This is a genomic window from Shewanella cutis, from assembly GCF_022410515.1.
In the GTDB taxonomy this organism is placed as follows: Bacteria; Pseudomonadota; Gammaproteobacteria; order Enterobacterales; family Shewanellaceae; genus Shewanella; species Shewanella cutis.
In genome coordinates, this window is record NZ_JACSDI010000032.1 from 1 (window position 1) to 22,457 (window position 22,457).

At 47.7% G+C, this 22,457-nt stretch carries 24 protein-coding genes and 1 pseudogene; 8 read left to right on the forward strand and 17 right to left on the reverse strand.

The annotated features are described in order from the left end of the window. The 7 genes from H9J30_RS21785 to hemC form a co-directional block, all read right to left on the reverse strand. Positions 1-124: hypothetical protein (locus H9J30_RS21785; protein ID WP_427915948.1), on the reverse strand; the 124-nt coding region annotated here is incomplete at its 3' end. A gap of 37 nt (positions 125-161) precedes the next feature. After that, positions 162-569: an Ig-like domain-containing protein gene (locus H9J30_RS21025; RefSeq protein ID WP_240132761.1), complete on the reverse strand. Its 408-nt coding sequence runs from the start codon at positions 567-569 to the stop codon at positions 162-164. Beyond that, positions 508-1,719: a retention module-containing protein gene (locus tag H9J30_RS21030; RefSeq protein ID WP_240132762.1), complete on the reverse strand. Its 1,212-nt coding sequence runs from the start codon at positions 1,717-1,719 to the stop codon at positions 508-510. The genes H9J30_RS21025 and H9J30_RS21030 overlap by 62 nt, the downstream gene beginning before the upstream one ends. 383 nt (positions 1,720-2,102) lie before the next feature. Next, a complete protein-coding gene (locus H9J30_RS21035; RefSeq protein WP_240132763.1) occupies positions 2,103-3,269 on the reverse strand; it encodes a heme biosynthesis HemY N-terminal domain-containing protein in 1,167 nt (388 codons plus the stop codon). Beyond that, on the reverse strand, positions 3,266-4,510 hold the full coding sequence (locus tag H9J30_RS21040) for a uroporphyrinogen-III C-methyltransferase (RefSeq protein WP_240132764.1): 1,245 nt from the start codon (positions 4,508-4,510) through the stop codon (positions 3,266-3,268). Before H9J30_RS21040 ends, H9J30_RS21035 begins: the two co-directional genes overlap by 4 nt. Before the next feature lie 60 nt (positions 4,511-4,570). Further along, positions 4,571-5,311 (reverse strand): uroporphyrinogen-III synthase, encoded by a 741-nt coding sequence (locus H9J30_RS21045; protein ID WP_240132782.1) that lies wholly within the window; start codon positions 5,309-5,311, stop codon positions 4,571-4,573. A gap of 4 nt (positions 5,312-5,315) precedes the next feature. Next, entirely contained in the window at positions 5,316-6,248 is a 933-nt protein-coding gene (gene hemC / locus H9J30_RS21050; RefSeq protein WP_240132765.1) for a hydroxymethylbilane synthase, read from the reverse strand. Between the two features lie 201 nt (positions 6,249-6,449). Here hemC and H9J30_RS21055 point away from each other — a divergent pair, with 201 nt between their 5' ends. Beyond that, positions 6,450-8,864 carry a class I adenylate cyclase gene (locus H9J30_RS21055; protein WP_240132766.1) on the forward strand — a complete coding sequence of 805 codons (2,415 nt, stop codon included), beginning with the start codon at positions 6,450-6,452 and terminating at the stop codon, positions 8,862-8,864. A 40-nt stretch (positions 8,865-8,904) separates the two neighbouring features. Here the strand turns inward: H9J30_RS21055 and cyaY are convergent, their stop codons facing one another. Continuing rightward, the gene (gene cyaY / locus H9J30_RS21060; RefSeq protein WP_240132767.1) at positions 8,905-9,234 is read right to left on the reverse strand and encodes an iron donor protein CyaY; all 330 of its coding nucleotides are present in this window, start codon (positions 9,232-9,234) and stop codon (positions 8,905-8,907) included. Between the two features lie 67 nt (positions 9,235-9,301). On the opposite strand from cyaY, the gene lptM reads away from it, so the two are divergent. The 7 genes from lptM to H9J30_RS21095 all read left to right on the forward strand — a co-directional run bounded on the left by lptM (position 9,302) and on the right by H9J30_RS21095 (position 14,662). Then, positions 9,302-9,496, forward strand: coding sequence for an LPS translocon maturation chaperone LptM (lptM, locus tag H9J30_RS21065; protein ID WP_427915947.1), 195 nt, complete (start codon positions 9,302-9,304; stop codon positions 9,494-9,496). 42 nt (positions 9,497-9,538) lie between these two features. Continuing rightward, positions 9,539-10,783: a diaminopimelate decarboxylase gene (lysA, locus tag H9J30_RS21070; protein ID WP_240132769.1), complete on the forward strand. Its 1,245-nt coding sequence runs from the start codon at positions 9,539-9,541 to the stop codon at positions 10,781-10,783. Positions 10,784-10,853: 70 nt separating this feature from the next. Further along, positions 10,854-11,681, forward strand: a complete 828-nt coding sequence (dapF, locus tag H9J30_RS21075; protein ID WP_240132770.1) for a diaminopimelate epimerase — start codon at positions 10,854-10,856, stop codon at positions 11,679-11,681. Then, the gene (locus H9J30_RS21080) at positions 11,678-12,313 is read left to right on the forward strand and encodes a DUF484 family protein (RefSeq protein ID WP_240132771.1); all 636 of its coding nucleotides are present in this window, start codon (positions 11,678-11,680) and stop codon (positions 12,311-12,313) included. Before dapF ends, H9J30_RS21080 begins: the two co-directional genes overlap by 4 nt. A gap of 41 nt (positions 12,314-12,354) precedes the next feature. Further along, positions 12,355-13,254 carry a tyrosine recombinase XerC gene (xerC, locus tag H9J30_RS21085; protein WP_240132783.1) on the forward strand — a complete coding sequence of 300 codons (900 nt, stop codon included), beginning with the start codon at positions 12,355-12,357 and terminating at the stop codon, positions 13,252-13,254. Further along, on the forward strand, positions 13,254-13,976 hold the full coding sequence (locus tag H9J30_RS21090) for an HAD-IA family hydrolase (RefSeq protein WP_240132772.1): 723 nt from the start codon (positions 13,254-13,256) through the stop codon (positions 13,974-13,976). The genes xerC and H9J30_RS21090 overlap by 1 nt, the downstream gene beginning before the upstream one ends. A gap of 110 nt (positions 13,977-14,086) precedes the next feature. Beyond that, positions 14,087-14,662 (forward strand): HupE/UreJ family protein, encoded by a 576-nt coding sequence (locus H9J30_RS21095; RefSeq protein ID WP_240132773.1) that lies wholly within the window; start codon positions 14,087-14,089, stop codon positions 14,660-14,662. A 5-nt stretch (positions 14,663-14,667) separates the two neighbouring features. Here H9J30_RS21095 and H9J30_RS21100 read toward each other — a convergent pair whose 3' ends face one another. From H9J30_RS21100 to H9J30_RS21140, 9 genes and pseudogenes are all read right to left on the reverse strand, one after another. After that, the gene (locus tag H9J30_RS21100; RefSeq protein WP_240132774.1) at positions 14,668-15,171 is read right to left on the reverse strand and encodes an AlbA family DNA-binding domain-containing protein; all 504 of its coding nucleotides are present in this window, start codon (positions 15,169-15,171) and stop codon (positions 14,668-14,670) included. Positions 15,172-15,269: 98 nt separating this feature from the next. Next, positions 15,270-16,016, reverse strand: coding sequence for an iron-sulfur cluster repair di-iron protein (ric, locus tag H9J30_RS21105; RefSeq protein WP_240132775.1), 747 nt, complete (start codon positions 16,014-16,016; stop codon positions 15,270-15,272). A 581-nt stretch (positions 16,017-16,597) separates the two neighbouring features. Further along, positions 16,598-16,921, reverse strand: a complete 324-nt coding sequence (locus H9J30_RS21110; RefSeq protein ID WP_240132776.1) for a hypothetical protein — start codon at positions 16,919-16,921, stop codon at positions 16,598-16,600. A gap of 252 nt (positions 16,922-17,173) precedes the next feature. Then, a pseudogene (locus tag H9J30_RS21115) lies at positions 17,174-17,274 on the reverse strand (transposase); the annotation flags it as partial. Between the two features lie 130 nt (positions 17,275-17,404). Next, on the reverse strand, positions 17,405-18,037 hold the full coding sequence (gene catB / locus H9J30_RS21120; protein ID WP_240132777.1) for a type B chloramphenicol O-acetyltransferase: 633 nt from the start codon (positions 18,035-18,037) through the stop codon (positions 17,405-17,407). A gap of 467 nt (positions 18,038-18,504) precedes the next feature. Then, positions 18,505-19,179 carry a Crp/Fnr family transcriptional regulator gene (locus tag H9J30_RS21125; RefSeq protein WP_240132778.1) on the reverse strand — a complete coding sequence of 225 codons (675 nt, stop codon included), beginning with the start codon at positions 19,177-19,179 and terminating at the stop codon, positions 18,505-18,507. A gap of 309 nt (positions 19,180-19,488) precedes the next feature. Next, positions 19,489-20,214, reverse strand: coding sequence for a nucleoside phosphorylase (locus H9J30_RS21130; RefSeq protein WP_240132779.1), 726 nt, complete (start codon positions 20,212-20,214; stop codon positions 19,489-19,491). A gap of 69 nt (positions 20,215-20,283) precedes the next feature. Further along, on the reverse strand, positions 20,284-21,489 hold the full coding sequence (locus H9J30_RS21135; RefSeq protein ID WP_240132780.1) for a NupC/NupG family nucleoside CNT transporter: 1,206 nt from the start codon (positions 21,487-21,489) through the stop codon (positions 20,284-20,286). Then, positions 21,486-22,037, reverse strand: coding sequence for an NAD(P)H-dependent oxidoreductase (locus tag H9J30_RS21140; protein ID WP_240132781.1), 552 nt, complete (start codon positions 22,035-22,037; stop codon positions 21,486-21,488). Before H9J30_RS21140 ends, H9J30_RS21135 begins: the two co-directional genes overlap by 4 nt. Positions 22,038-22,457 lie beyond the last annotated feature (420 nt).

The following is a 22,457-nucleotide window of genomic DNA, read 5'->3' on the forward strand; positions in this document are numbered from 1 at the left end:
CTGCTACGGAAATCACTTCGCTTGCATCAGTGAAGTCATCGTTCCCTGGGGTGACGTTAATGGTCAGGGTCGAGGTGACCGTTGGGCCAGAGCCGTCAGTTAACACATAGGTGATAACGGGCACGGAGCCGTTGTAGTTTGCCGCTGGGGTGAAGCTGTAGTTACCCTGCTACGGAAATCACTTCGCTTGCATCAGTGAAGTCATCGTTCCCTGGGGTGACGTTAATGGTTAAAGTGGCGGTTGATCCGGTGTTGGTGGTGTAGGTGATAACTGGCACTTGGCCATTCCAGTTGGCATTGGGCGTGAAGGTGTAAGAGCCATCGGCATTGATGACTAAGCTGCCGCCTTCTAAAGCAATGGTGGTGCCTGCCGCAACCGTTTGACCATTGACCGTAAAGCTGGTCACTGAGAGTTCGTTGTCCACATCGCTATCATTGCTGAGCACGTTGCCAGTGGCAGCGGAGTCTTCAGCAACGGTATTGGTGTCGTTAACCAGAACTGATGCATCATCCACTGGGGTGACATTGATGGTCAGGGTCGCGGTTGATCCAGTATTGGTGGTGGTCATTGCTGAGCACGTTGCCAGTGGCAGCGGAGTCTTCAGCAACGGTATTGGTGTCGTTAACCACAACAGATGCATCATCCACTGGGGTGACATTGATGGTCAGGGTCGCGGTTGATCCGGTGTTGGTGGTGTAGGTGATAACTGGTACTTGGCCATTCCAGTTGGCATTGGGCGTGAAGGTGTAAGAGCCATCGGCATTGATGACTAAGCTGCCGCCTTCTAAAGCTACGGTGGTACCTGCCGCAACCGTTTGACCATTGACAGTAAAGCTGGTCACCGAGAGTTCGTTGTCCACATCGCTATCATTGCTGAGCACGTTGCCAGTGGCAACGGAATCTTCATCCACAGTATTGCTGTCGTTAACCACAACAGATGGGTCATCCACTGGGGTGACATTAATGGTTAAAGTGGCGGTTGAGCCAGTGTTGGTGGTGTAAGTGATAACCGGTACTTGGCCATTCCAGTTGGCATTGGGGGTAAAGGTGTAAGAGCCATCGGCATTGATGACTAAGCTGCCGCCTTCTAAAGCAACGGTGGTACCTGCCGCAACCGTTTGACCATTGACAGTAAAGCTGGTCACCGAGAGTTCGTTGTCCACATCGCTATCATTGCTGAGCACATTGCCAGTGGCAGCTGAGTCTTCATCTGCGGTAATGCTGTCATTAGCGAGCAAGGATGGGGAGTCTGTGACAATTGACTGTTCGGGAGTGTCGGGTGCAAATGCGGCTAGTGTTTGTCCGGAGGTGCTGTAACCAGATGTAGCAAGAGATTCTGAGCCGTCACGGGCAAGGCTTACATAGCCTGAGCTTCCGTCACTGGCTGGTGCATTGCCTGCTGCGGTTTCCGGTAAATTGGTAGTTGGGTCTTCACCAGATGCAATGAGATCTTGTAATGCTTGGATTTCATCAGGTGTTGCTTCACTTGTAACAGGAGTCGCCACTGCTGCGGATGCTGGGTCTACTTCTTCGTTAGACAGCTTAGTGCCATCATCAAAGGTGATTTCATAAGTGGCATTTTCGCCAATGTGGAGAACTGCACCCTTTGGGAGTTGTTCGCCATCCTTAGCGGGTTGATTTGAACCATTAACCTCGACTTCGATTTGCCCATTAACAAGTTTAAGCAAACCTTTCTTTGTTGTAATGATCGATCCCATAATTAGCTCCCAACAGCCAAAGTGTGTTAATCCGAAGACGCATAAATTCAACGAATGATGCTGAATTATGATACAAGTGGTGAAATATTAGCTTGGCTGCGTGTGTAAGTCAATTTTTTGACGCGCCGAAATGGCTTGCTATTGCTGGATTTGAAGAGGATGGATGCAAGCGAATGGCGTTTAAACGTCGCATAACTAGATGTAGTATCTTAAAACACAAATGAAACTGCATTTAGTGTTTTTGATCTCCGCAAAGAAACATATTTATAACAAATTATTCTGAGTATAGGGATTAAAATTTTATGAATATTGTATGTTAGGTATGATCGATGGTTGGATGAGGGCTTGCCGCAATCCTAGTAATGGATTGCGGCAGATGAAAGTTATAGAGTCACAGCCTGACGATAACTTTGATTAGCATGACCTTGTTCGCCAAGTTGCTCTTGTATGCGTGCTAGCGAGAGCCAAGAATCTTTGGTTGGTGCTATACGGCAAACATTCTGCCAGCAGGTTTTGGCTTCTTTCATGTCTCTGGTTTGTTGATACAGTAGTGCTAAACATCTTTGGTAATCGGCATTGTTCTCATGGGTGATTTCGTGCTTAAGCAATTGCTTACGAATATCTTCATCATGTGCGGTTACTATCTGTGGTATTACTTCTAGCAATGCCGATTCTGGTGAACTGCGCAGCTTTTTCGAGAGCAATTTAATGGCTTGCTCTTTGCGATTGAAACGGCATAAGCCCATGGTGTAAATCGCTAAAAATTCAGATTGGTTTCGTTCATCACGTGATAACCATTGCCAGCATTGTTCTAAGGCATCTTCCCCTTTGAGACTCGCTGTTTGTAACAAAGCGCTATGGGTTTCAACACTGAGGGAGTTAAGCTGAATATCATCAAGGATCTGGCGTTTTTTCAGTATTGGTAGCAGTAATTTAAGTGCTTCCCAATCCTGCTGTGCGCGGTACAACTCAAGGGCGAGCTTGAGGACTGGTGCTTTACTCTTGCTGGTAGGTGTTAACTTATCGAGCTCGGCTCTGGCTAAGGTGAACTCGCCTTGTTTTAGTAAGTAGCGGGTGCGAGTGGTTGCAACGGCATTTGCCGCCAGAGGTTGGGTTTCAGCGCGGGCAAGATATTGATCTCGCTCGGCGATTTTATTTTGATGTTGGGCCGCACGCGCTGCCGCTAACAAATTCAGAGCGGGCAGTTCACCATTGTCTGCGCCTTTAATCATGGCGCGCTCAGCGGCTGGCCAATCTTCCTCTGCAATGGCGAGAGCACCCATTAAGGTGTGTTTTTTTGCGGAGCGGCGACGCCATTGATGTGGAATAAAGCGACTGCGTAACAGCAAATTAATCACTGTGATCACCAGCCATTCCAGTACTTGGAATAGCGCATAGAACACGATTAACATGATGATCCCAAAGACTAAACTGGTCTCAATTTGATAATCACCCGCTGCGATATATACATAACCCGTATTACCAACAATCCAAGGGCTAATACACAGGCCTAAAAGTATAATTCCTAAAAATATTAATACTTTAATCATAGCTGTGGTTCCTCTAATGAGGTGAGTTCACCATAGCTAGTTAACTGTAATAACAGGGGTTTAGCTTCGAAGGCTTTGAGCGTGATAGGGTCAAGCTCAAGTGTGGCTAACTTATCGATTGCGGCAATGGCCTCGCTGGTTTGATGGGCTTGAACATCAAAATAGCTTTGGATCCATTGGCGCGCCATCATCAGTGATTGATGGTAGGCCGCTCTATCATAACGGTAGAGTGCTAGTTGCGATTGCAGCAGTTTATGGCGAATATTTTCAACCAAATACCATTGTTGGTCTGGCGCAAGTAGGGCTGGCGCATCGGCAGTGCGATGGCGAATGGTAATAAAATCTTGCGTCAACGCCTTCCAAGTTTTACTTAGATTGCTTTGCCAGTCATTGAGATCGCCTGAAATCGTCGTATCTTCCGCCGTGCTTGCTTCACCGTCGGCACGATTGAGTGGCAGTTTATCGAGTTGGCCAATTAATGCATCAAGTGCCAATACACTGCCTTCAATATCAGCACTCTTAAGATTGGTGGTTGCGGCGATATCCTTTGCCAATGCCTTACGGATCGGTAGCAAAGCAGGGTTATTCATTGCGGCAATGGTTTCATCCGCTGATTTTAATAAATCCGTTGCCGTGCGCGGATCTTTTTCTAACCAGAGTTTACGCCCTGCCATATTAACCAAATATTCGGCTTCCGAGGCCATCCAGTGGGTTGGGCTGCGCTGGGCGAGTTTATTTAATCTGTCCTGCAACTGACTTTGGTCTGTGGCGAGCTTAGATAACTCCTGGAAGGTTTTGGCATCTGAGAGTTGTTGCTGTTCAAGTTGCGCAATGCGTTGATTCGGAACGATTAGAGCCTGTTGTAACTGATCCTGTAAGGCAATATTTTGCGCCGCTTGGAGTTGGATTTGTTGCTGCATGTGCTGATACAGTAAATATCCTCCAGCGAGTGTACTGGCGGTTAACCCTAAAGCGAGGAGCACGCCAAAACGAATCGCCCAAGAGCTGCGATTTACCTGGGTAACCTGGCGTGAAACGGTTGCCGATTTTGCGATTTGCGGCTCTGGCTTGGCTTCTAGCGGCTTAGCTTCTTGATGTTTAATTTCTTGTGCTTCGGCTTTTATTCCCTGTGGCTCTGGCGCCGCGCCTTTGGCTGCAACGTCATCCTTGCTGACCGATGATGTGAGAATTGAGGTAGCCTGCGACTCAGGGCTTTGGGCGTCGTGCTTGTTGTTATCCATTTTACAGTCCTTAAAATCATGCTACTGCCGATATTCGAGTAAAATCGGGCTAACTAGCGCTTAGAGTTTAAGGGCGTTTAGCACGGCTTTGCTGTTGGCGGCATTGGCATTGGTGACTTGGGTTATACCAAAGGCATGAGCTTGAGCTTCTACTCGGTTACTGGGGACTATGATATGACATGAGCGCAGCCATGCAAATAACTCTTTTGGCACTAGATTAATCAGATTATCCAGTACTTCTCCGCTTGTCACCACGATAGTATCTATCCCTAAGTCTACCCACTGCTGGGTGATAATAGTGCCATCCAGCGGCGGACAAGCACGTTGATAGACTTCCCAATAGCGCACCTGTGCGCCTCTCGATGTCAGTTGTTCTGCGAGTGCTTCACGGCCACCCACACCGCGAATAATGGTAATCTTTTTGCCTTGGATGTGTTGCAGCGTAGGTAGGGTCAGTAACCCTTCGGTCTGCTGGCAATCATCGGGCGCCTCAAGGGCATCGATGTCGATTTGTTGTAGCGCTTCCCAAGTGGCATGCCCTACAGCGAAGTAAGGCACTTTTGGCCAGTCTTTAACTTGGGCATCATCGGCTTTAAATGCTGCATCAGCAAAGCTCACCGCATTGGCGCTGATACAGATAACCATATCGACATTCGCGAGTGGATGTGAGGTGTCTGGGGGCAGAGGAGGCGTTGCCTCAACACAGAGGAGTGGCCTAACGCAGTGTTCGATGCCTCTTTCATTCAAGGCATCGACCATGGACTGATTGCGCCCCTCGGGGCGCGTCAGTAAGACTTTCATCGACTTAGGCTTTGGCGTAAACAGCATCGAGGATGCTTTTGGCGCCTTTGCTGAGTAGTTCTTCCGCAAGGGCAACACCTAATTGCGTGGCTTCGGTCTTAGGACCGGTGATCACGCCTTCGATGATTTCACTGCCATCTGGGTTACCCACTAAACCACGCAGTGTCATCTCGTCACCATCAATTTCGGCAAAAGCGCCAATGGGAACTTGGCAACCACCTTCAAGGCGAGTATTCATCGCGCGCTCAGCGATCACGCGGTAGCGTGTTTCTAGGTGCTCTAATGGTGCCAATAACGCTTTAACGCGTTCATCATCGGTGCGACATTCGATACCGACAGCACCTTGACCGTTGGCGGGTAAGGATTCCTCGGCAGAGATAAAGCTAGCGATACGCTCGGATAACTTCAGGCGGATTAAACCTGCCGCGGCAAGGATAATCGCATCGTATTCACCGTTATCGAGTTTCGCGAGGCGAGTGCCTACGTTGCCACGCAGATCTTTGATAATGAGATCGGGACGGGAGGCACGCAGTTGGCACTGACGGCGCAGGCTAGAAGTACCAACCGTGGCACCAAGTGGCAATTCACTGATCGACTTATAATTATTGGAGACAAAAGCATCACGAGGATCTTCACGCTCACAAATGACTTCCAGTCCTAATCCTTCGGGGAAATCTACAGGCACGTCTTTCATTGAGTGCACCGCGATATCGGCTTGGTCTTCGAGCATGGCGACTTCGAGTTCTTTAACGAACAAGCCTTTGCCGCCAACCTTAGCTAATGGCGTGTCTAAGATAACATCACCCTTAGTGCTCATTGGCAATAGCTCCACCACGATACCTGGGTGAACGCGTTCTAATTCTGCTTTAACAAATTCTGCTTGCCACATGGCCAGCGGACTCTTGCGGGTAGCGATACGTATGCGGTTTTCAGACATGCCTAGTTTCCATCCGAGATCTTAGTTGCGCCAATGCTAACATTGGCTATTGGTGAATGTAAGGAAGCCGTATCGATTCTTTGAAGTCGGCTGCGTTCTATATAGTATAAAAGTGTGATGGATCTCTCATTTAGTTGCTCGGCTTGGCAAAAGTGTTAACATGAGCACAATCTTAATTGTGTTTGAGCGTTGTGTTCTAGGATGGATCAGCAAGGTCACTTTCCTGATATTGCAGAAAGACTTAATCAGGTTCGTATTGCACGAGCCTTAGCCTTGTTGTCGCCGTTGCAAAAGCATCTCTTCCGGTTGATCCCCTTTTTAATTCAACAGAATAGTATTCAGTATCCCGGATTCGTTGACCCCAATACGCCTTGCGGTATTTATGCTTACAAGGCGGGATCATTAGAAGCCCAAGCCTGTGGTGTGTTTAAGCTACCTTTTATCGCAACCGAGGTGGATTTTTATGCTTTTGAAGGGGTATATGCCATGGGCAGCACGGCCAGTTTTGGCCAGAATGCCAAAAGTGATGTGGATGTGTGGTTAGTTCACCATGCGGATTTGTGTGATGACGACTTAGCCTTAATTAAACTGAAAACGGAGCGACTAACCGCTTGGTTTGCAGAATATCAATTTGAGGTGAATTTTTACTTGGTTCATCCACTGCAATTTTGTGGTGATATGTCGCAGCGAACAGTTTGCCAGTCTTCAATGGCCCATGAGCACAGTGGTAGCACGCAGCATTGGTTATTGCTTGAAGAGTTTTATCGCAGCCAAATTCGCTTGGCGGGAAAAATCATTGCATGGTGGCCCGATGCTAAGCTTAATCCTGAACTGCTATACCTTGGTAATGTACACGAGTTACCTGCCAGTGAGTATTTTGGTGCCTCGCTTTGGCAGCTTTATAAAGGTTTGAATAAGCCGCATAAAGCGTTAATTAAGGTTCTTTTACTCGAGGCTTATGCCAGCGAGTATCCCCACTCACAACTACTGTGCGATCGACTCTGGCAAAAGACCTTGGCAGGGGATTTTTCTACCGCTAACGATGCTTATTACGCGATTTATGAGGTGATTGAAGCCTATTTATTAAAGCAGAATGATGGTCGCCGGTTAGAGATTGTGCGCCGCTGTTTTTATCTTAAATGTGGTGTGTTTTTAAGTTTGTCAAACCAAGGCAAAGACTGGCGCTACGCCAAAATGCAGAAGTTAGTACAAGAGTGGCAGTGGCCCAACAGTTTAATTACGACCTTAGACGATTGCGAGCATTGGCACAGTGGCCAGCTCAATTGGTTTAATGAGCAGCTCAACGAATTGCTGTTGGCCAGTTATCAAACCTTGCTGCGCTTCGCTTCAACCCATGAATTAAATGAAGGGCTCAAGATCGAAGAGTTGGGGATGTTAACCCGTAAACTGCACACTTACTTTAGCCAAGATGAAGACCAAATTGCCAAGTTGAATTTACTCTGGAGCCATTCAGTCGCTGAAGCTGAATTGACTATGGTATCCAGCGCCAAGGAAAACCAATATTATCTCTATCGACAAGGGCCAAAGCCGTTAAATCTGTTAGGTGAGTCAGCTATTTGTAAAGGCAAAAGCCCGTCAGCACTGATGATTTGGGCTTGCTTAAACGGCGTGGCGACACCAGAAACCAAATGGTATGAGTTTGGTCAGAGTAAAGTGAAATCTCGACGGTTGACTGAGGCTTCAAAGCGACTGCTTAATTTTATTGATCATGATTGGCGGGTCTCAAAGCTTGACCTGTGTCAGCCCTGGCATTTTAGAAAGCTCATTTTTATCTTAAACCTCGACTGTGACCCGACTATTGGCTGGCGTGGGCAGGAAATGATGATCGATGTCATGAATGCCAACGTGTTTTCGTTAGGTCGCAAGCAGGAAAATATGCTCGGCGCCCTCGATGCCATTTGCCTTAATAGTTGGGGGGAGTGGCAATGCCATCGTTTTGAGGGTGAAACCGCGGTGTTGCAGGCACTCGCGTTTGTCACACCGGGGTTGAGACGTGCGACTCATCCGGTGGATATGGATGTGATTAGCTGCTCGCAAAGACTCAGACCACAACTTAAGTTAGCGGTTAAAAACTTGCTCAAACAAACGGTGCGTCTATGCCAGCAGGTGCAGCAATCGAGCACCTTAGTGCAGCCACTGCAAATTAGTCATACCCGTTATGGGATCTTTTTTAATCCTCTGGGGATGGCCTATCAGGACTTGAGTGATGCCAAATCCTTCTATCAGCAGCTTTCTCGCAGTCATTTAGTGCAATTGCCACGGCCAGAGTTGGGGGATGATCCTTTTTCGAGCATGCCGAAAATTATTCAAAACTTTGCCGCGAAGGGGGCGATTCAATATTTTCTGCGCCAACGTGCCGACAGCCTAGATGTGTTTATTCTCGATGAGGATAATCAGTTGAGCCATTATGTGCAGTCTGGTTCGGATATGAGTGAACTGGTCAACAAAGTGAGTCATCACTATGTATTTGATGAATTTTATGCATCAAAAGCACGTTTTAATATTCCGCAGTTTTTCCAGCTGGTGCGGGTGGCGGGTGAGCTGACGGTAAGGCCTTTCGGTGTGGATATGAATAACGCCAATGTGGAGTTTTAAGCGGGAGCAACCTCCCGCTTAGGAATAAAGCCGTGGCCTATTAGAGGCTGAGTTTGATACCGCTCTGACGTAGAATCGAGTCCAGCACAAAGGGCATAAACTCACCGCCATTACGACCATCAAGCCATTTACCTTCTACATAACCAAAGTGATAGCCACCGAAACGCGTTGCTACCCAAATCTCATGCAAAGGTTCTTGTTTGTTGATGACGATTTTCGAACCATCGACAAATTCTAGCTGTAGCACGTTACCGCTGGCATCGATATCCACATCGGCATCTTGTTCATCAATCGCGGTTTCGATAGCGGTCTCTATCGCTTGGAACATGTCATCGGCGAGTTGGTGAAATTCTGTATCTGTCATGGCCATGCATTTCTGTCCTTTGCTTTCGTCAAGATGGGTGCGATTATAAGACGATTAGTCACCAGATGCACAGATGTTGAGAAAAATGAGACTGTTTTTATTGTTATTGATTGGTAGCCTATCTATTACAGCCTGTGGTCAAAAGGGCCCTCTGTATAAATCCTCGCCCGCCGAGGTGAGTCAGTCTAAAAAAGACACGCCAGCTAAGCGTGATGCTACGCCAGCACAAGCTGCTGAGCCTCAAGTTGAGACTGATAAAACACAATAATAATCAGCATAATTACCACAACGCGCAGTAAGGAATCGGACATTGGATCACTTTCTCTACCAAGATAATACCCTGTACGCCGAAGGCTGTCGGGTCAATGATTTAGCCCAAACCTATGGTACGCCGCTGTACATCTATTCCCGTGCGACCCTCGAGCGCCATTGGCATGCCTTTAATAATGCGGTGGCAGGCCATCCCCATTTAGTGTGTTACGCGGTTAAAGCCAATTCGAACTTAGCGGTGCTTAACGTATTGGCTCGCTTAGGCAGTGGTTTTGATATTGTCTCTGGTGGCGAGTTAGCGCGGGTGATGGAGGCCGGTGGCGATCCGGCTAAAGTGGTGTTTTCGGGCGTGGGTAAAACCGTTACCGAAATGGAGCAGGCATTAAATCTTGGTATCTACTGCTTTAACGTTGAATCGAGCGCTGAGCTTGAACAACTTAACGATGTTGCAGGCCGCTTAGGTAAAGTGGCGCCCGTGTCGCTGCGCGTTAATCCCGATGTGGATGCGGGCACTCATCCCTATATTTCTACTGGCCTTAAAGAAAACAAATTCGGTATTGCCATGGACGAAGCAGAAGCGGTATTTGCTCGCGCCCATGCACTGCCGCATTTGCAGGTAAAAGGGGTTGATTGCCATATCGGCTCACAGCTCACTGAAATCCAGCCGTTTCTCGATGCAATGGACAGAATGCTGTCGCTCATCGACCGTTTAGCTGAGCAAGGCATTGTGATTGAACACTTTGATGTCGGCGGTGGTTTAGGGGTGACCTATGATGATGAAACCCCGCCACACCCTGATGTGTACGCTGCTGCACTGCTCATGCGTTTAGGTAAGCGCAAACTCAAACTGATTTTTGAACCGGGCCGTGCGATTGCCGCCAACGCAGGGATTTTTGTGACTGAAGTGCTGTACCTCAAAGAAAACAGCGACAAACGCTTTGCGATTGTCGATGGCGCCATGAACGATTTAATTCGCCCCGCACTCTACAGCGCATGGCAAAAAATTATTCCGGTTACTCCAAGGGATGATCAGGCTCATGTATTTGATATCGTTGGCCCTGTTTGTGAAACCGGTGACTTTTTAGGTAAGGACCGTGAGCTTGCCATCGCCCCAGGGGATTTACTGGTTGTGCGCTCCAGTGGTGCTTACGGTTTTGCGATGGCGTCGAACTACAATACTCGTCCGCGTGCGGCCGAGGTCATGGTGGATGACGATAAGGCTTATCTGGTGCGAGAGCGAGAAAAATTACCGCAGCTCTGGCAAGGTGAGCAACTCCTGCCGTAAACTAGAAAATTATATTGATTCAGGCGCTTGGCTACTCAGTGGCGGCGCCTAGGCTTAAAGGATAAGTATCTTGATCCAATTCACTAAGATGCACGGACTTGGCAACGATTTTATGGTGGTCGATGGTGTCACGCAGAACGTGTTCTTTTCGCCTGAGCAGATCCGCCGTTTAGCTGACCGTAACTTTGGCATAGGTTTCGACCAACTCTTGCTGGTTGAGCCGCCCTATGATCCTGACCTCGACTTTCACTATCGGATCTTTAATGCCGACGGTGGCGAAGTTGAAAACTGTGGTAATGGCGCCCGCTGCTTTGCGCGCTTTGTTCGTAATAAAGGGCTGACGAATAAGAATAAAATTCGTGTAAGTACCTCTGCGGGTAAGATGACACTGCGCCTTGAGCGCGATGGCACTGTAACGGTCAATATGGGCGTGCCCGTGCTCGAACCTAGCCAAATCCCCTTTAAAGCCAAAAAAGCCGAAAAAACCTATCTGCTGCAAACGCCGCAACAAACCTTTTTATGTGGTGCGGCCTCCATGGGTAATCCCCATTGCGTGCTTGATGTGGAAGATGTTGCAAATACTAATGTTGCCGAAATCGGTGCGCTACTCACCAAGCATGAGCGTTTCCCGCGCGGGGTAAACGTAGGGTTTATGCAGGTGGTGAATGCCGGGCATATCAAGCTGAGAGTCTATGAGCGCGGGGCGGCTGAGACTTTAGCCTGCGGTACCGGTGCTTGCGCCGCTGTTGTTGTGGGGCAAATTCAAGGCAAACTTGACCAACAAGTACAAGTGGATTTACCGGGTGGCAGCTTAACCATCAATTGGGAAGGTGAGGGCAAACCACTGTGGATGACGGGCCCTGCACAGCATGTTTATGATGGACAAATTCAGTTATGACCGAGCCTTTGATGCCGCAGACCGATCTTCCCTTCGATGAGTTGATTATTCGCGAGTACCTACTCGATAATCCTGACTTTTTTAATCGCTATCCCGAGCTGTTATTGGCTATGCGTCTGCCTCATTCGGAGCGCGGTGCGATTTCTTTGGTCGAGCGACGCCAAGAATTACTGCGCCAACGGGTTGACCAGCTCGAAGAAGAAATTACCAGCCTGCTCACAATGGCGGCGCGCAATGAGAAGATCTTCCTATTTAATACTGAGCTGTCTTTTAAACTGCTCAATTGCGTTAATTTAGAATCGCTTAAGGAAGTATTGGCCGATAATCTTAAGGCGCAGTTTAACTTTACCCATGTGCGCCTTATCAGTGTGTTAGAAGCCGATGTCGAGATGAAGGCGATTTGGGCGCAGCGTTTACGCAAAGATTACTATTTTGGTCGCCTGACGCAGCAGGAGGCGAAACGCTTATTTGGCAGTGAGGTTGGCTCGGTGGCGTTAGTTAAATTAGCCGATGATATTCCTGTTATTTTTGCTGTTGCCAGCCACGATGCTACCCATTTTCATCCCGATATGGACAATATGCTGCTTGAGCAGATACGTCGATTGCTCGCACATATGCTCGCTAAACTTTAAGCCTAGATGAGGAGTCCGATATGAACCCGCCAGCTGATGATATGCCTGCGCGTTGTCACTCCTATTTACAGCAATTTGAAACCTATATGCAGTCGGAGCGACAGTTATCGGCGCATACGGTGCGCAACTATCTGTACGAGTTGCAGCGTGGTCGCGAATTATTGCCCGAAGGGATTGATTTACTTAATGTCGGGCGCGAGCACTGGCAACAAGTGCTCGCCAAGTTGCACCGTAAGGGGTTGAGCCCCCGATCGCTGTCATTATGGTTATCGGCGGTAAAACAATGGGGAGAGTTTTTATTGCGCGCAGGTGCGATAGAACTCAATCCAGCCAAGGGGCTCAGTGCGCCCAAGCAAGCTAAGCCTTTACCTAAAAATATCGATGTCGATTCTCTCACGCATTTACTGGAGATTGACGGTAATGATCCGCTAACGCTACGTGATAAAGCGATTATGGAGCTGCTCTATTCCAGCGGGTTACGTTTAGCAGAACTCGCCGCGCTCGATTTAGCCAGTGTGCAATACGATCAGCGTGAGGTGCGTGTGTTGGGCAAGGGTAACAAAGAGCGTATTGTTCCCGTGGGGCGTTACGCGATTGATGCCTTAAGCGCTTGGCTTGAGTGTCGCAGGCAAATCCCCAGTGAAGATAACGCATTATTTGTCACCGAAAAGGGCAAGCGTTTATCCCATCGCAGTATTCAAGCGCGCATGAGTAAATGGGGTCAAGAGCAGGCGTTATCGATGCGAGTTCATCCCCACAAGTTGCGCCATTCCTTCGCCACGCATATGCTCGAATCCAGTGCTGATTTACGTGCAGTGCAAGAATTATTAGGCCATGAAAACCTATCTACCACGCAAATTTATACCAGTTTAGATTTCCAACACTTAGCCAAGGTGTATGATAACGCCCATCCTAGGGCTAAAAAACAACAGGATAAATAATGCGTTGTTATCTTAGACCGCAAAATATTCGCGCGATTAGTTTTGATCTCGACGATACCCTTTACGATAACGAACCCCACATTCTTAATGCTGAAGCTGAGTTAACGCAGTTTTTGCATCAGGCTTTTCCGCTGACACAAGCTTGGCAGCCGCAGCAGTGGCGACGACTCAAATTACAGCTGTTACAACAAAATCCAACCTTAGCTCATGATACTACGGCGGCAAGAATCGCCACACTCCACCATGGTTTATCACTCCTAGGTTACAGCGAGTCGGAGGCGAAACGCGGCGCAGAGGAAGGTTTGGCCTGTTTCTATTTTCATCGCAGCCATTTTCGCGTTTCAGACGACGTCTTGGCACTACTTGCGCGCTTGTCGGCCCATTTTCGATTGATAGGGATTACCAACGGCAACGTTGATGCCGAGCGGATTGGCTTAGGTGAAGTATTTGAATTTGTGCTGCATCCGGGGTGCGGTGTGCGGATGAAGCCTGCTAAGGATATGTTTTCGCTGGCCTGTGAACGCCTAAATATCGGCTTAGATCAGTTGCTGCATGTTGGCGACAGTATGAACGCTGATGTTCGCGGCGCGCGCTTAGCGGGGTGTCAGTCAGTTTGGCTTAATCCCAGTTTTGGCCGCGTGGCATCGCTGCCGATAGCTGCAATCTTGCCCCATATGGAAATTGCCACACTTGATTCATTGCTAGAGATGTTACTGCCCTAATGACTGACGATGTTAAGTGATAAAGATCAAGGATTAGCCGTTGGCTTTACTCTAGAGTATTAGCAATTATTTAACCTGATGAATACACCATTTACTGACAAGGAACTGCTATGGTGCGTTTAAGTTTGTTGATCCTATTGAGTTTGTTGATTGCCCCCGCCTCTGCACACGAAATACACTCCGGTGGTGGTTTTATGGCAGGCTTTAACCATCCGGTTTTAGGCTTTGATCATCTACTCGCCATGTTGAGTGTGGGGATGCTGAGCACGCAGCTTGGTGGTCGCGCGATTTGGACTGTGCCCTTAGCGTTTGTGTGTTTTATGTTGGTTGGCGGCATACTTGGGCTCTATGCCATTGCTGTGCCCTTTGTCGAAATAGGTATTGCCTTATCGGTACTATTACTCGGCGTTGCGATTGCTTGCGATCGTCAATTGCCTCTGCTGTTTGCCATGGCGTTTGTTGGCGTATTTGCGATTTTCCACGGCCATGCCCATGGTATGGAAATGCCTGAACTCGCCAGCCCAGTTCTTTATGCCTTTGGTTTCTTATTTGGTACTGCGGTTATCCATTTAGGTGGCGTTATGCTAGGGCTTGGCATGCAGCGGGTCACTGGACAGCGCAGCCTAATGAGGCTGTCGGGCGTGGCGATTGCCGCTATGGGTGGCTATTTACTCGCTGGTTTTTAGAAATGCTACCGCGCCTTAAGTTGCTTATTGCAGTGATGGGCGCGGCGCAGCATTTGCATCACCTGCTTGCGGCTGGCATGCATATCGGCATCCCCAACCCGAAAATAGCTGCCGGTGTAGACATCGGTGCCGATAAATACGGGTTTTAAATGCTCCGGCGCGAGCGGAACCCGAATCCTTATCAGTTTTTTATTCATAATTTCAATAAGCTGCACATCATATATCGCCAAAATATTGCAGCTGACCCGGCTAGGATTGTCGAGGATCTCCCAAAACTCCTGTAATACAGGCTGTGGATTAGGGATGCCTTCAATGGTGAAATGGCCGCGATCTTCGCGTACCCCAAGAATAATCTCTCCGCCTAAGGTATTGGCGAAGGAACTATAGGTTGCCCAAATATCTTCAGGTAATTGACCTTGACCATCGCGGCCCCGCGCGAGCTTAAACTCCACTTGGGCGGATTCATGCAGGGAAGTAATATCATCGAGTGCGAATGTGGGGTATGTCATGGCGGCTTATCCTAGCAAGGCACACCACTTTTTGTAACACGCCACAATTATAAAGGCCAGCAGTTGTGCTGGCCCTTGTGGTTAATCAATCCTATTGATTAGGCGAGTTGCAGCGCCTTGGGGAAAAGAATGTTGTTCTCTAAGTGAATGTGCCTGTGCAGATCCGCCTCAAATTCTGCGAGCGTGGCATAACAAACTCGCCAAGTGGTACAGGCATATTCTGGAGGCGTAAAGCCGCTGGTTAACTCATGTAGCTTTTGTAAAATCAGCCCAGCGTCTTCATGCTCGTGTTGCATCGCATTGATAGGATTGCCGATATGACCAAAGCAGCCTTGCACTTGCTCACCTTGGCTCATGGCGCGAATTGCGGGGAAGAGAATGTTTTCTTCCTTCATCAAATGCGGCATTAAATCTTCTATCAACGCACGAATCCAACCCGCAAAAGGCACTATTTCGGCATAATGCTCGCCATGGGCGCGTACCATTTTCTCTGAATATTCGAGCAATAATGGCGCCTTAGCACGAACGTATTGGTGGTGGGTTTGCTCGATATAATCGATCAACTGGTCGAGGGGTAGCTGATTGAGCTCATTTTCTTTAGCGCCAGAGTCCGAGACTGCCTCCAATGCCGCAACAACTTGCTCAGGATTTGCTTCTGCTCGCTTACAGGCATTGATCAGTGCTCTACCACCACCGCAGCAGAAATCGATACCAAATTGGCTAAACACATGGGCGCGACGAAAATCCTCAGCAACTAACTCACCCACTTTACGCTCAAGCCATGGGGACAAAAGGGTCGATGGTTGTTCAAGCTGAGACGCTGAGGCAAGGCTGGCAGATGACATAGTAACACTCCAAAGTACAAATAATTTACGTGCATATTATTTGCAGCTTTAAAGTGTTGCAATAAATCCTGACTAAAATAGTCAAGATTTGCAGTAACAGTCACATAAATTGCGTCTGTTAAAAAAGTCATCTAAAGGATTATCAAACTGGCGTTGGATGAGTCTGGTGTCGAGTGATTCACTACTTTATTTGTGGGTATTGTTGAGTTAGACCTTTAAATCGAATTAGTGTTTCAGGTTAAAATTTGTGATGAACTGATTGACATCGTTAATCACTACCTAGTCAAAAATCACATAAGTAAGCATAAGATGCTAACTAGCTTGGCCAATCATTAACGGAACGTTGGCTAGATTGTATTGACTCACCGAGTCAAACATAATCGGAAAGCTGGTCAAAAAGGTTGCGTTCAAATTTTGTAGATTCCGTCCCGCTGCTGCCACCATTCCGAAACAGATTGGCCAGCATTCCGAAAAAATTAGTCAGTCTACCTACCTGTGAAAACTAGCCACTTGGGGCTAACCTTTTCAAGAGCTATCTGTGGTGCAGAAAGCTTTGGATGTCCAAATTTGGGGCTTATTAATTAGCCGTACTTACCTATTAAGATTGGCATAATGAATGCCAATACGGCTAATGTAGTACCTATAATCAACAGTACTCGACAAAAAGAGGCGGTTTTATTTAAATCTCCATCGTTAAGTTCTCGATATTCCTCTTTTAATAAGAACATAATTACTTTATTTGAATTGCTAAGACTATTGTTGTTGATAAAGCCAACTTTACCTAACACTTCCCACTTTTCTGGATACCTGCTTTCCAATAGTGACGACATTCTTTTAAAGGAAATAAAATACCAGACCGTAATAGGGAAAAGGCTTAAAACACAAACGGTCCAAAAAAAATGCATGAACGACACTCCATTTCCTAACTAATTATTTTCTAAAAAAACTAGCCAACCATTTTAAATCAACAACATAATCCACTTTCAATTTGCCTACAACCTACTCTGGCTAAAATAGCTTGAATGAGGGGCATCAAAAATCGCTGGGCTGCATTTGAGTCAAAAAATGGAGCTAATTCCTTTAAAAATGATGTATTCCGATGTGGCAAGTAAAGCCACTGCACTAGATGCAGAGGATGGGTTACTGTTCTTCATTAGCAAAAGTGCAAAGGCCGCCAGATCAATAGCTAAAACCGCTTTAAGTTCAAATAGTAGTGACTCAATCCATACGCGCGATGGTCATAATTTTTACCCGAACGGCATACAAATCTCCTTGTTTAATGCTTAGCCAAAGCATAGTTTGATGTTGATTATCAAGTACTTAGAGGTGGGTGCCCATGCATTCTTCCTGCCTTCCCCTAAGCTTTCTCTTGTTAGATGGCAGCGGTTTTAAGCGTTTGAACTTTGCCAGACGCGGTAAAGTCCTGCTATATCTGATGAACACAAAAGAGGCATAGCTTGTTCAATTTGCTCTAATGGCCAGTCCCACCACGCCATTTCCAACAACATTGAAATTTCCTGTTCTGAAAATCGCTTCTTTATTGGTTTTGCTGGATTACCGCCAACAATAGTGTAAGGGTCTACATCTTTTGTCACTAAGGCGCGACTCCCGATCACCGCGCCGTGGCCAACCTTGACGCCAGGCAAAATCATCGCTTCTGAACCAATCCACACATCATTTCCAATAACGGTATCGCCAGTGGTTTGAAATGCATCAACAGCTTCTGAAAATGCAGGTTCCTCATTCATGTAGAAAAAAGGGAATGATGTCACCCAATCATGCCTATGTCCTTGATTGCCCGCCATAATAAAAGAAGCACCAGAGCCTATTGAGCAAAAGCTACCAATAATCAATTTATCAACGTCATCACGATCTGGTAAAAGATAGCGCGCACAATCATCAAATGAGTGACCGTGATAATAGCCTGAATAGTAGCTATAACGGCCAACCTTAATATTGGGATTCTTGACCTGTTCGCTGAGAGGCTCCCCTTTAAACGGGGTCTCAAAATAGTTTTTCATATAAATTTATTCCACACATTACTAGGGCGAGTTGCCGTTTCAGGGTTATTTTTGCAGCAATTTGGCTAGCTTTTATGCAAGGCAAAGTCCGTGCAGTGTAGTTATTCTACATAAACGGACGATAACGCGGCAGAAAAGCCAGCCAAATGCTGCCCGAAGTGTTCGCCTGGCAAGCCCTTGCTCTTACTTTCGGTCATAAGAGCCGCTCGTCATTTGAGTCGAATAACGACACATCATTCCTCGTTTCGCGAGCACAAACTTGCCAGAACGAACAAAATCTAATCTCGAAAAGTCAACACGCCCTAGATAAATCTGTTTCAGCGAATAACGCTAGGTAAATTTGCGTCAACATTATCAACACCTAACCCTTTTTAGAACCATCAGATCGGATATTAACTTTGCCTATTTAGGTTTGGATTTATCGCCTTTAGCAGTAAATGTGTTGCTTGATAGCGCATTCAGTTTAACTACTCAGCAATAAAAGCGGTGAGCGCCTTTGGATCGATAATATGCAGCTGCTGATCGCGTTTTTCGACAAGGCCGAGTTCAATCAGGGAGTTGAGTGCGCGGCGGTAGACGCGACTGCTGGTGCCGAAGCGTTCGGCTTCTTGCTCGACCTTGTTAAAGGCTCCGAGGGCGAGATTGTTTTGGCTGCGTTGTAGCAAATCGAGGGCGATATTGACGGCGATAGGATGCAATAAGCGGTTGGTGTAGATTGCCATTGAGTCCTGATAATCCCATGCCAACGCGGAGGCAAAAAAGAGCGCTAATTGCGGTTGCGTGATGATGCATTGCTGCAGTTTGGCCGCACAAATTACCTCGGTTTCTATTTGCTCTTCGGCCATTACAGTCCACTGGCAGGGCAGTTGGGTAAAAAACTCAATTTCGCCAAAAATATGTTGGTCACAATTTAGCTCGCCTAGTTGAAAGCGCCGACCATTATTGGCGCTGGTATACATGGCGACTTTCCCTACTGACACCACGTAGAGCTCACGCACATTTTGCCCCTGTTGCAACATGATATCTCCGGGGGCAAATTGGCGGCTGGCCGTTTGGCACTGAAATAAAGCTTGCTTAAAGAGTTCGCGCTGCTCGTTTAAGGTGTCGCCAAAGCGGCTAGAGAGTTCAGGATGTAACTGCATGTTGATGATAGTTGCGGATTACTAATGCGATTAAGGTACGCATTTCACCGCCGGATTGATACTTATTCGATCATAAAATCTGTTAATCCGTGCATACAGGCACTTTGGTAGCGGTGGATGATAGCGCACAATGCGCGTCGCCGCTGTTGTGGCGCTGCAAACGCCTGTTGGGCTGATTGGTATGAACGTGAATGATAGTGTGAGTTGAATGGGAGAGTGGCGCATTGGCTGCGCCATTAAGAGGATGACTTTGTGGTTATCTGGATGCTGTGTTTAGCGGCAATGCGGGTCACTTTAGCCTTGCTCGCCCTAATCACACAGGGCGTTGAGCGCGGCTAAAATGGCATGTCGCTCACCTTCGGCGCTTGCCTTGGACGATGCTACATAGTCATTAACGCCTGCTTTAACATCCTGCTCAAACAGCACTACGTTGGTGAGTATCGCCGCCACTTCAAGCTGGCGCAGTCGGCCGACGGTGAATAGCGCAGCGGTTTCCATATCGGCCCCGAGCACGCCTTGGCGATGCCAATAGTGGCAGAGCTCCTGTTCTTGATCGGTATAAAAACTGTCGTGGGAGCGCACTACGCCGCTATGGGCACATATATGATGCTGCGCGCAGTATGCTTGCAGTTTGCCGACCAAGCGATGATTGGCACAGGCCGGAAAACCGGGCTTTACATAGCTGGCAGAGCCGCCATCATCACGTACGGCGGCTTCGGCAATAATCACATTGCCTATGGCTATTTGCGGTTGTAGCGCACCAGCAGAGCCGATGCGGATAAGTTGCTTTACACCGCATTGATACAGTTCCTCAAGGGCAATGATCGCCGAGGGCGCGCCAATGCCAGTGCTGCAGACGGTGACTGTAGTGTCGCCATAACGGCCACGCATCAGTCGAAACTCACGGTTATCCGCCAATGATTCGACATCAGTTAGATGCGCTGCGATGCGGTTGACTCGATTGGGTTCGCCGCAGACGACGGCTTTTTCACTGACTTGATGGGGCGCGACGAGAATATGGGGTTGAATGCTCATTGTTAACCTTTATCAATTACTTAGCTTGGCGGTAGCCCCGAGCTTTATCGGGCTACCGCGAAGGGAAACTTAGATAAACAAACTGACAATTGCAGCATTCATTAAGTTTGCTAACGTTGCCGCTAGCAGTACTTTCATCCCGAGCTGGCCAATCAGCCCTGCACGTTGTGGGATCATTTTACTCAGGGCGCCACACACCATGGCCACTGAGCCGATATTGGCAAAACCACAAAGGGCAATGGTCATAATGGCATTACTACGTGCAGACAGTTCCACATTGCCCATATTGGCAAAGGCAACAAACTCATTCATGGCGATTTTTTGCCCAAGGAAAGCGCCGGCTGTGCTTGCTTCAGCCCATGGAATACCAATCAACCAAGCGACTGGTGCAAACAAGGTGCCGAGGATCATATCTACGGTTAAGCTTGGCATGCCAAACAGTTCACCAATTGCGCCCAATCCGCCGTTCAACAAGGCCATAAGGCCAATACAGGCAATAATGACTGCGCCGACGATGGCAGCGATTCCCATGCCAGCAATAGCGCCTTTGGCTATGGCATCAATAAAGCTGCTGGGCTTTTCATCATCGGGTAATTCTGGCACTTCGTTAACGGTTGGCTCGGTTTCAGGGATAAGCAACTTAGCGAACATCAACCCCGCTGGAGCTGACATAAAGCAAGCCATAATCAGATAATTAAGTGCAACGCCCATCCCCGCAAGGCCCGCTAAAATGGAGCCAGCAATCGAAGACAATCCACCGACCATGACCGCAAAAATTTGCGCGCGGGTGAGGACTCGGTGATAGGGTTTGATCAGTAACGGTGCCTCGGTTTGGCCGAGAATAATATTGCCGGCCGCATTCATTGACTCCGCCCGTGATGTGCCGAGCACTTTTTGTAAACTGCCGCCAATGATTAACACAAACCACTGCATAATGCCTAAGTAGTACAGCAAAGAGGTGAGTGCGGCAGTAAAGATGATTTGCGGTAATACCTGTAACGCCCAGACAAAACCTATGCCTTCAACGCTGAAATTAACTAAGCTGCCAAAGGCAAATTTAATCCCTTCAGTACCATAACCAAAGACTTTGCCTACGGTATTTGATACCGCTAGTAGCACATCGGCACCAATCTCGGTTGCCAGCACAAAAAAAGCGAGCGCGATAATAATGCCAAATGCACCGATAACGGCGCGCCAGCTGATCAAACGGCGGTTGTCAGAACACAACAAACCAACGCCTAAGAGCACTAAAATGCCAAGGATGGACTGGATCATACTGAGTGGTCCTTATATGAATTAACGGCTGCAATCACACGCTCAGCGTGGGCCTTTGCAAGGGAAAGGGTGTTGGATTTGTTGCCACCTTCGGCAGCAGTGGAGTTCATCTCAAAGCTAATAATGGTATCGATAATCTCGACAGCGGCTGCGCGAAATGGGTGTTCGTAAGCTTGCTTGTATGCGTTAAAGGGTAAAAAATTAAAGCCTGTCTCGCTGTAGGAGTCCTCGGTCGCCCCCGCTGTGATAGAAAACAGGACAGGTTTACCTTGGAGCTGACTACCATTGGGGCCAAAGGCAAAACCATAGGTAAATACCTCATCAATCCAATGTTTGAGCACGGCGGGGTAGGTGCTCCAATAGAGTGGGAATTGCACAACAATCACATCGGCATCAAGCAACTGTTGCTGCTCCGTGGCAATATCCCCATCAAACTGAGCCACAGAATTGATACGCCAGCCTAGTTGCTCAGCCTCAAGGGCAAGTATGCTGGCATTGGCCACAGACTGGGTTAAGTTTGGGTGCCCGTTTAGCACGAGTATGTTCATTTGCTAGCTCCTGAGAGAAAACGGCGCCACCTTGCAGCCAAAACCAGAGGCTCAAGCACCGAGTTACGAAGTCATGGCGTGGATTATAGGGAGGGAAGAGCGAATGCCAGAGGACATTTGTCTCCTAGCACCTGATGCAGTTCATACTATTGTGATAATTTGATTAACACATCGATGTAAAGATGAATGAAGTGATAAATGCCGCCCTTTTCCAATGAAATTAAAACAATTTATTTAATTCACCATTAACGCATAGCAAGGCCAGCGTGAGCGAATATCAATACTATAAATTCGAGCGTCTGGATGGCTACTTAGATGCTAAGGCGCACCAAGCACTCAGAACCTATCAAGCCGTGCAGACATCACAACTACGTCCTTTCAGGTGTATTACTCCTACAGTGACTTAAAGGCGGAACCTTT

What these genes read in the sequence shown, in the direction of transcription:
- catB (WP_240132777.1), bottom strand. Translation starts at nt 18,037, where the DNA reads ATGAAAAACTATTTTGAGACCCCGTTTAAAGGGGAGCCTCTCAGCGAA.
- H9J30_RS21125 (WP_240132778.1), bottom strand. Translation starts at nt 19,179, where the DNA reads ATGCAGTTACATCCTGAACTCTCTAGCCGCTTTGGCGACACCTTAAAC.
- H9J30_RS21045 (WP_240132782.1), bottom strand. Translation starts at nt 5,311, where the DNA reads ATGAAAGTCTTACTGACGCGCCCCGAGGGGCGCAATCAGTCCATGGTC.
- H9J30_RS21035 (WP_240132763.1), bottom strand. Translation starts at nt 3,269, where the DNA reads ATGATTAAAGTATTAATATTTTTAGGAATTATACTTTTAGGCCTGTGT.
- hemC (WP_240132765.1), bottom strand. Translation starts at nt 6,248, where the DNA reads ATGTCTGAAAACCGCATACGTATCGCTACCCGCAAGAGTCCGCTGGCC.
- H9J30_RS21055 (WP_240132766.1), top strand. Translation starts at nt 6,450, where the DNA reads ATGGATCAGCAAGGTCACTTTCCTGATATTGCAGAAAGACTTAATCAG.
- H9J30_RS21140 (WP_240132781.1), bottom strand. Translation starts at nt 22,037, where the DNA reads ATGAACATACTCGTGCTAAACGGGCACCCAAACTTAACCCAGTCTGTG.
- H9J30_RS21040 (WP_240132764.1), bottom strand. Translation starts at nt 4,510, where the DNA reads ATGGATAACAACAAGCACGACGCCCAAAGCCCTGAGTCGCAGGCTACC.
- H9J30_RS21130 (WP_240132779.1), bottom strand. Translation starts at nt 20,214, where the DNA reads ATGAGCATTCAACCCCATATTCTCGTCGCGCCCCATCAAGTCAGTGAA.
- xerC (WP_240132783.1), top strand. Translation starts at nt 12,355, where the DNA reads ATGCCTGCGCGTTGTCACTCCTATTTACAGCAATTTGAAACCTATATG.
- H9J30_RS21090 (WP_240132772.1), top strand. Translation starts at nt 13,254, where the DNA reads ATGCGTTGTTATCTTAGACCGCAAAATATTCGCGCGATTAGTTTTGAT.
- H9J30_RS21110 (WP_240132776.1), bottom strand. Translation starts at nt 16,921, where the DNA reads ATGCATTTTTTTTGGACCGTTTGTGTTTTAAGCCTTTTCCCTATTACG.
- H9J30_RS21080 (WP_240132771.1), top strand. Translation starts at nt 11,678, where the DNA reads ATGACCGAGCCTTTGATGCCGCAGACCGATCTTCCCTTCGATGAGTTG.
- cyaY (WP_240132767.1), bottom strand. Translation starts at nt 9,234, where the DNA reads ATGGCCATGACAGATACAGAATTTCACCAACTCGCCGATGACATGTTC.
- ric (WP_240132775.1), bottom strand. Translation starts at nt 16,016, where the DNA reads ATGTCATCTGCCAGCCTTGCCTCAGCGTCTCAGCTTGAACAACCATCG.
- H9J30_RS21135 (WP_240132780.1), bottom strand. Translation starts at nt 21,489, where the DNA reads ATGATCCAGTCCATCCTTGGCATTTTAGTGCTCTTAGGCGTTGGTTTG.
- H9J30_RS21025 (WP_240132761.1), bottom strand. Translation starts at nt 569, where the DNA reads ATGACCACCACCAATACTGGATCAACCGCGACCCTGACCATCAATGTC.
- H9J30_RS21100 (WP_240132774.1), bottom strand. Translation starts at nt 15,171, where the DNA reads ATGACATACCCCACATTCGCACTCGATGATATTACTTCCCTGCATGAA.
- lptM (WP_427915947.1), top strand. Translation starts at nt 9,302, where the DNA reads ATGTTGAGAAAAATGAGACTGTTTTTATTGTTATTGATTGGTAGCCTA.
- H9J30_RS21030 (WP_240132762.1), bottom strand. Translation starts at nt 1,719, where the DNA reads ATGGGATCGATCATTACAACAAAGAAAGGTTTGCTTAAACTTGTTAAT.
- H9J30_RS21095 (WP_240132773.1), top strand. Translation starts at nt 14,087, where the DNA reads ATGGTGCGTTTAAGTTTGTTGATCCTATTGAGTTTGTTGATTGCCCCC.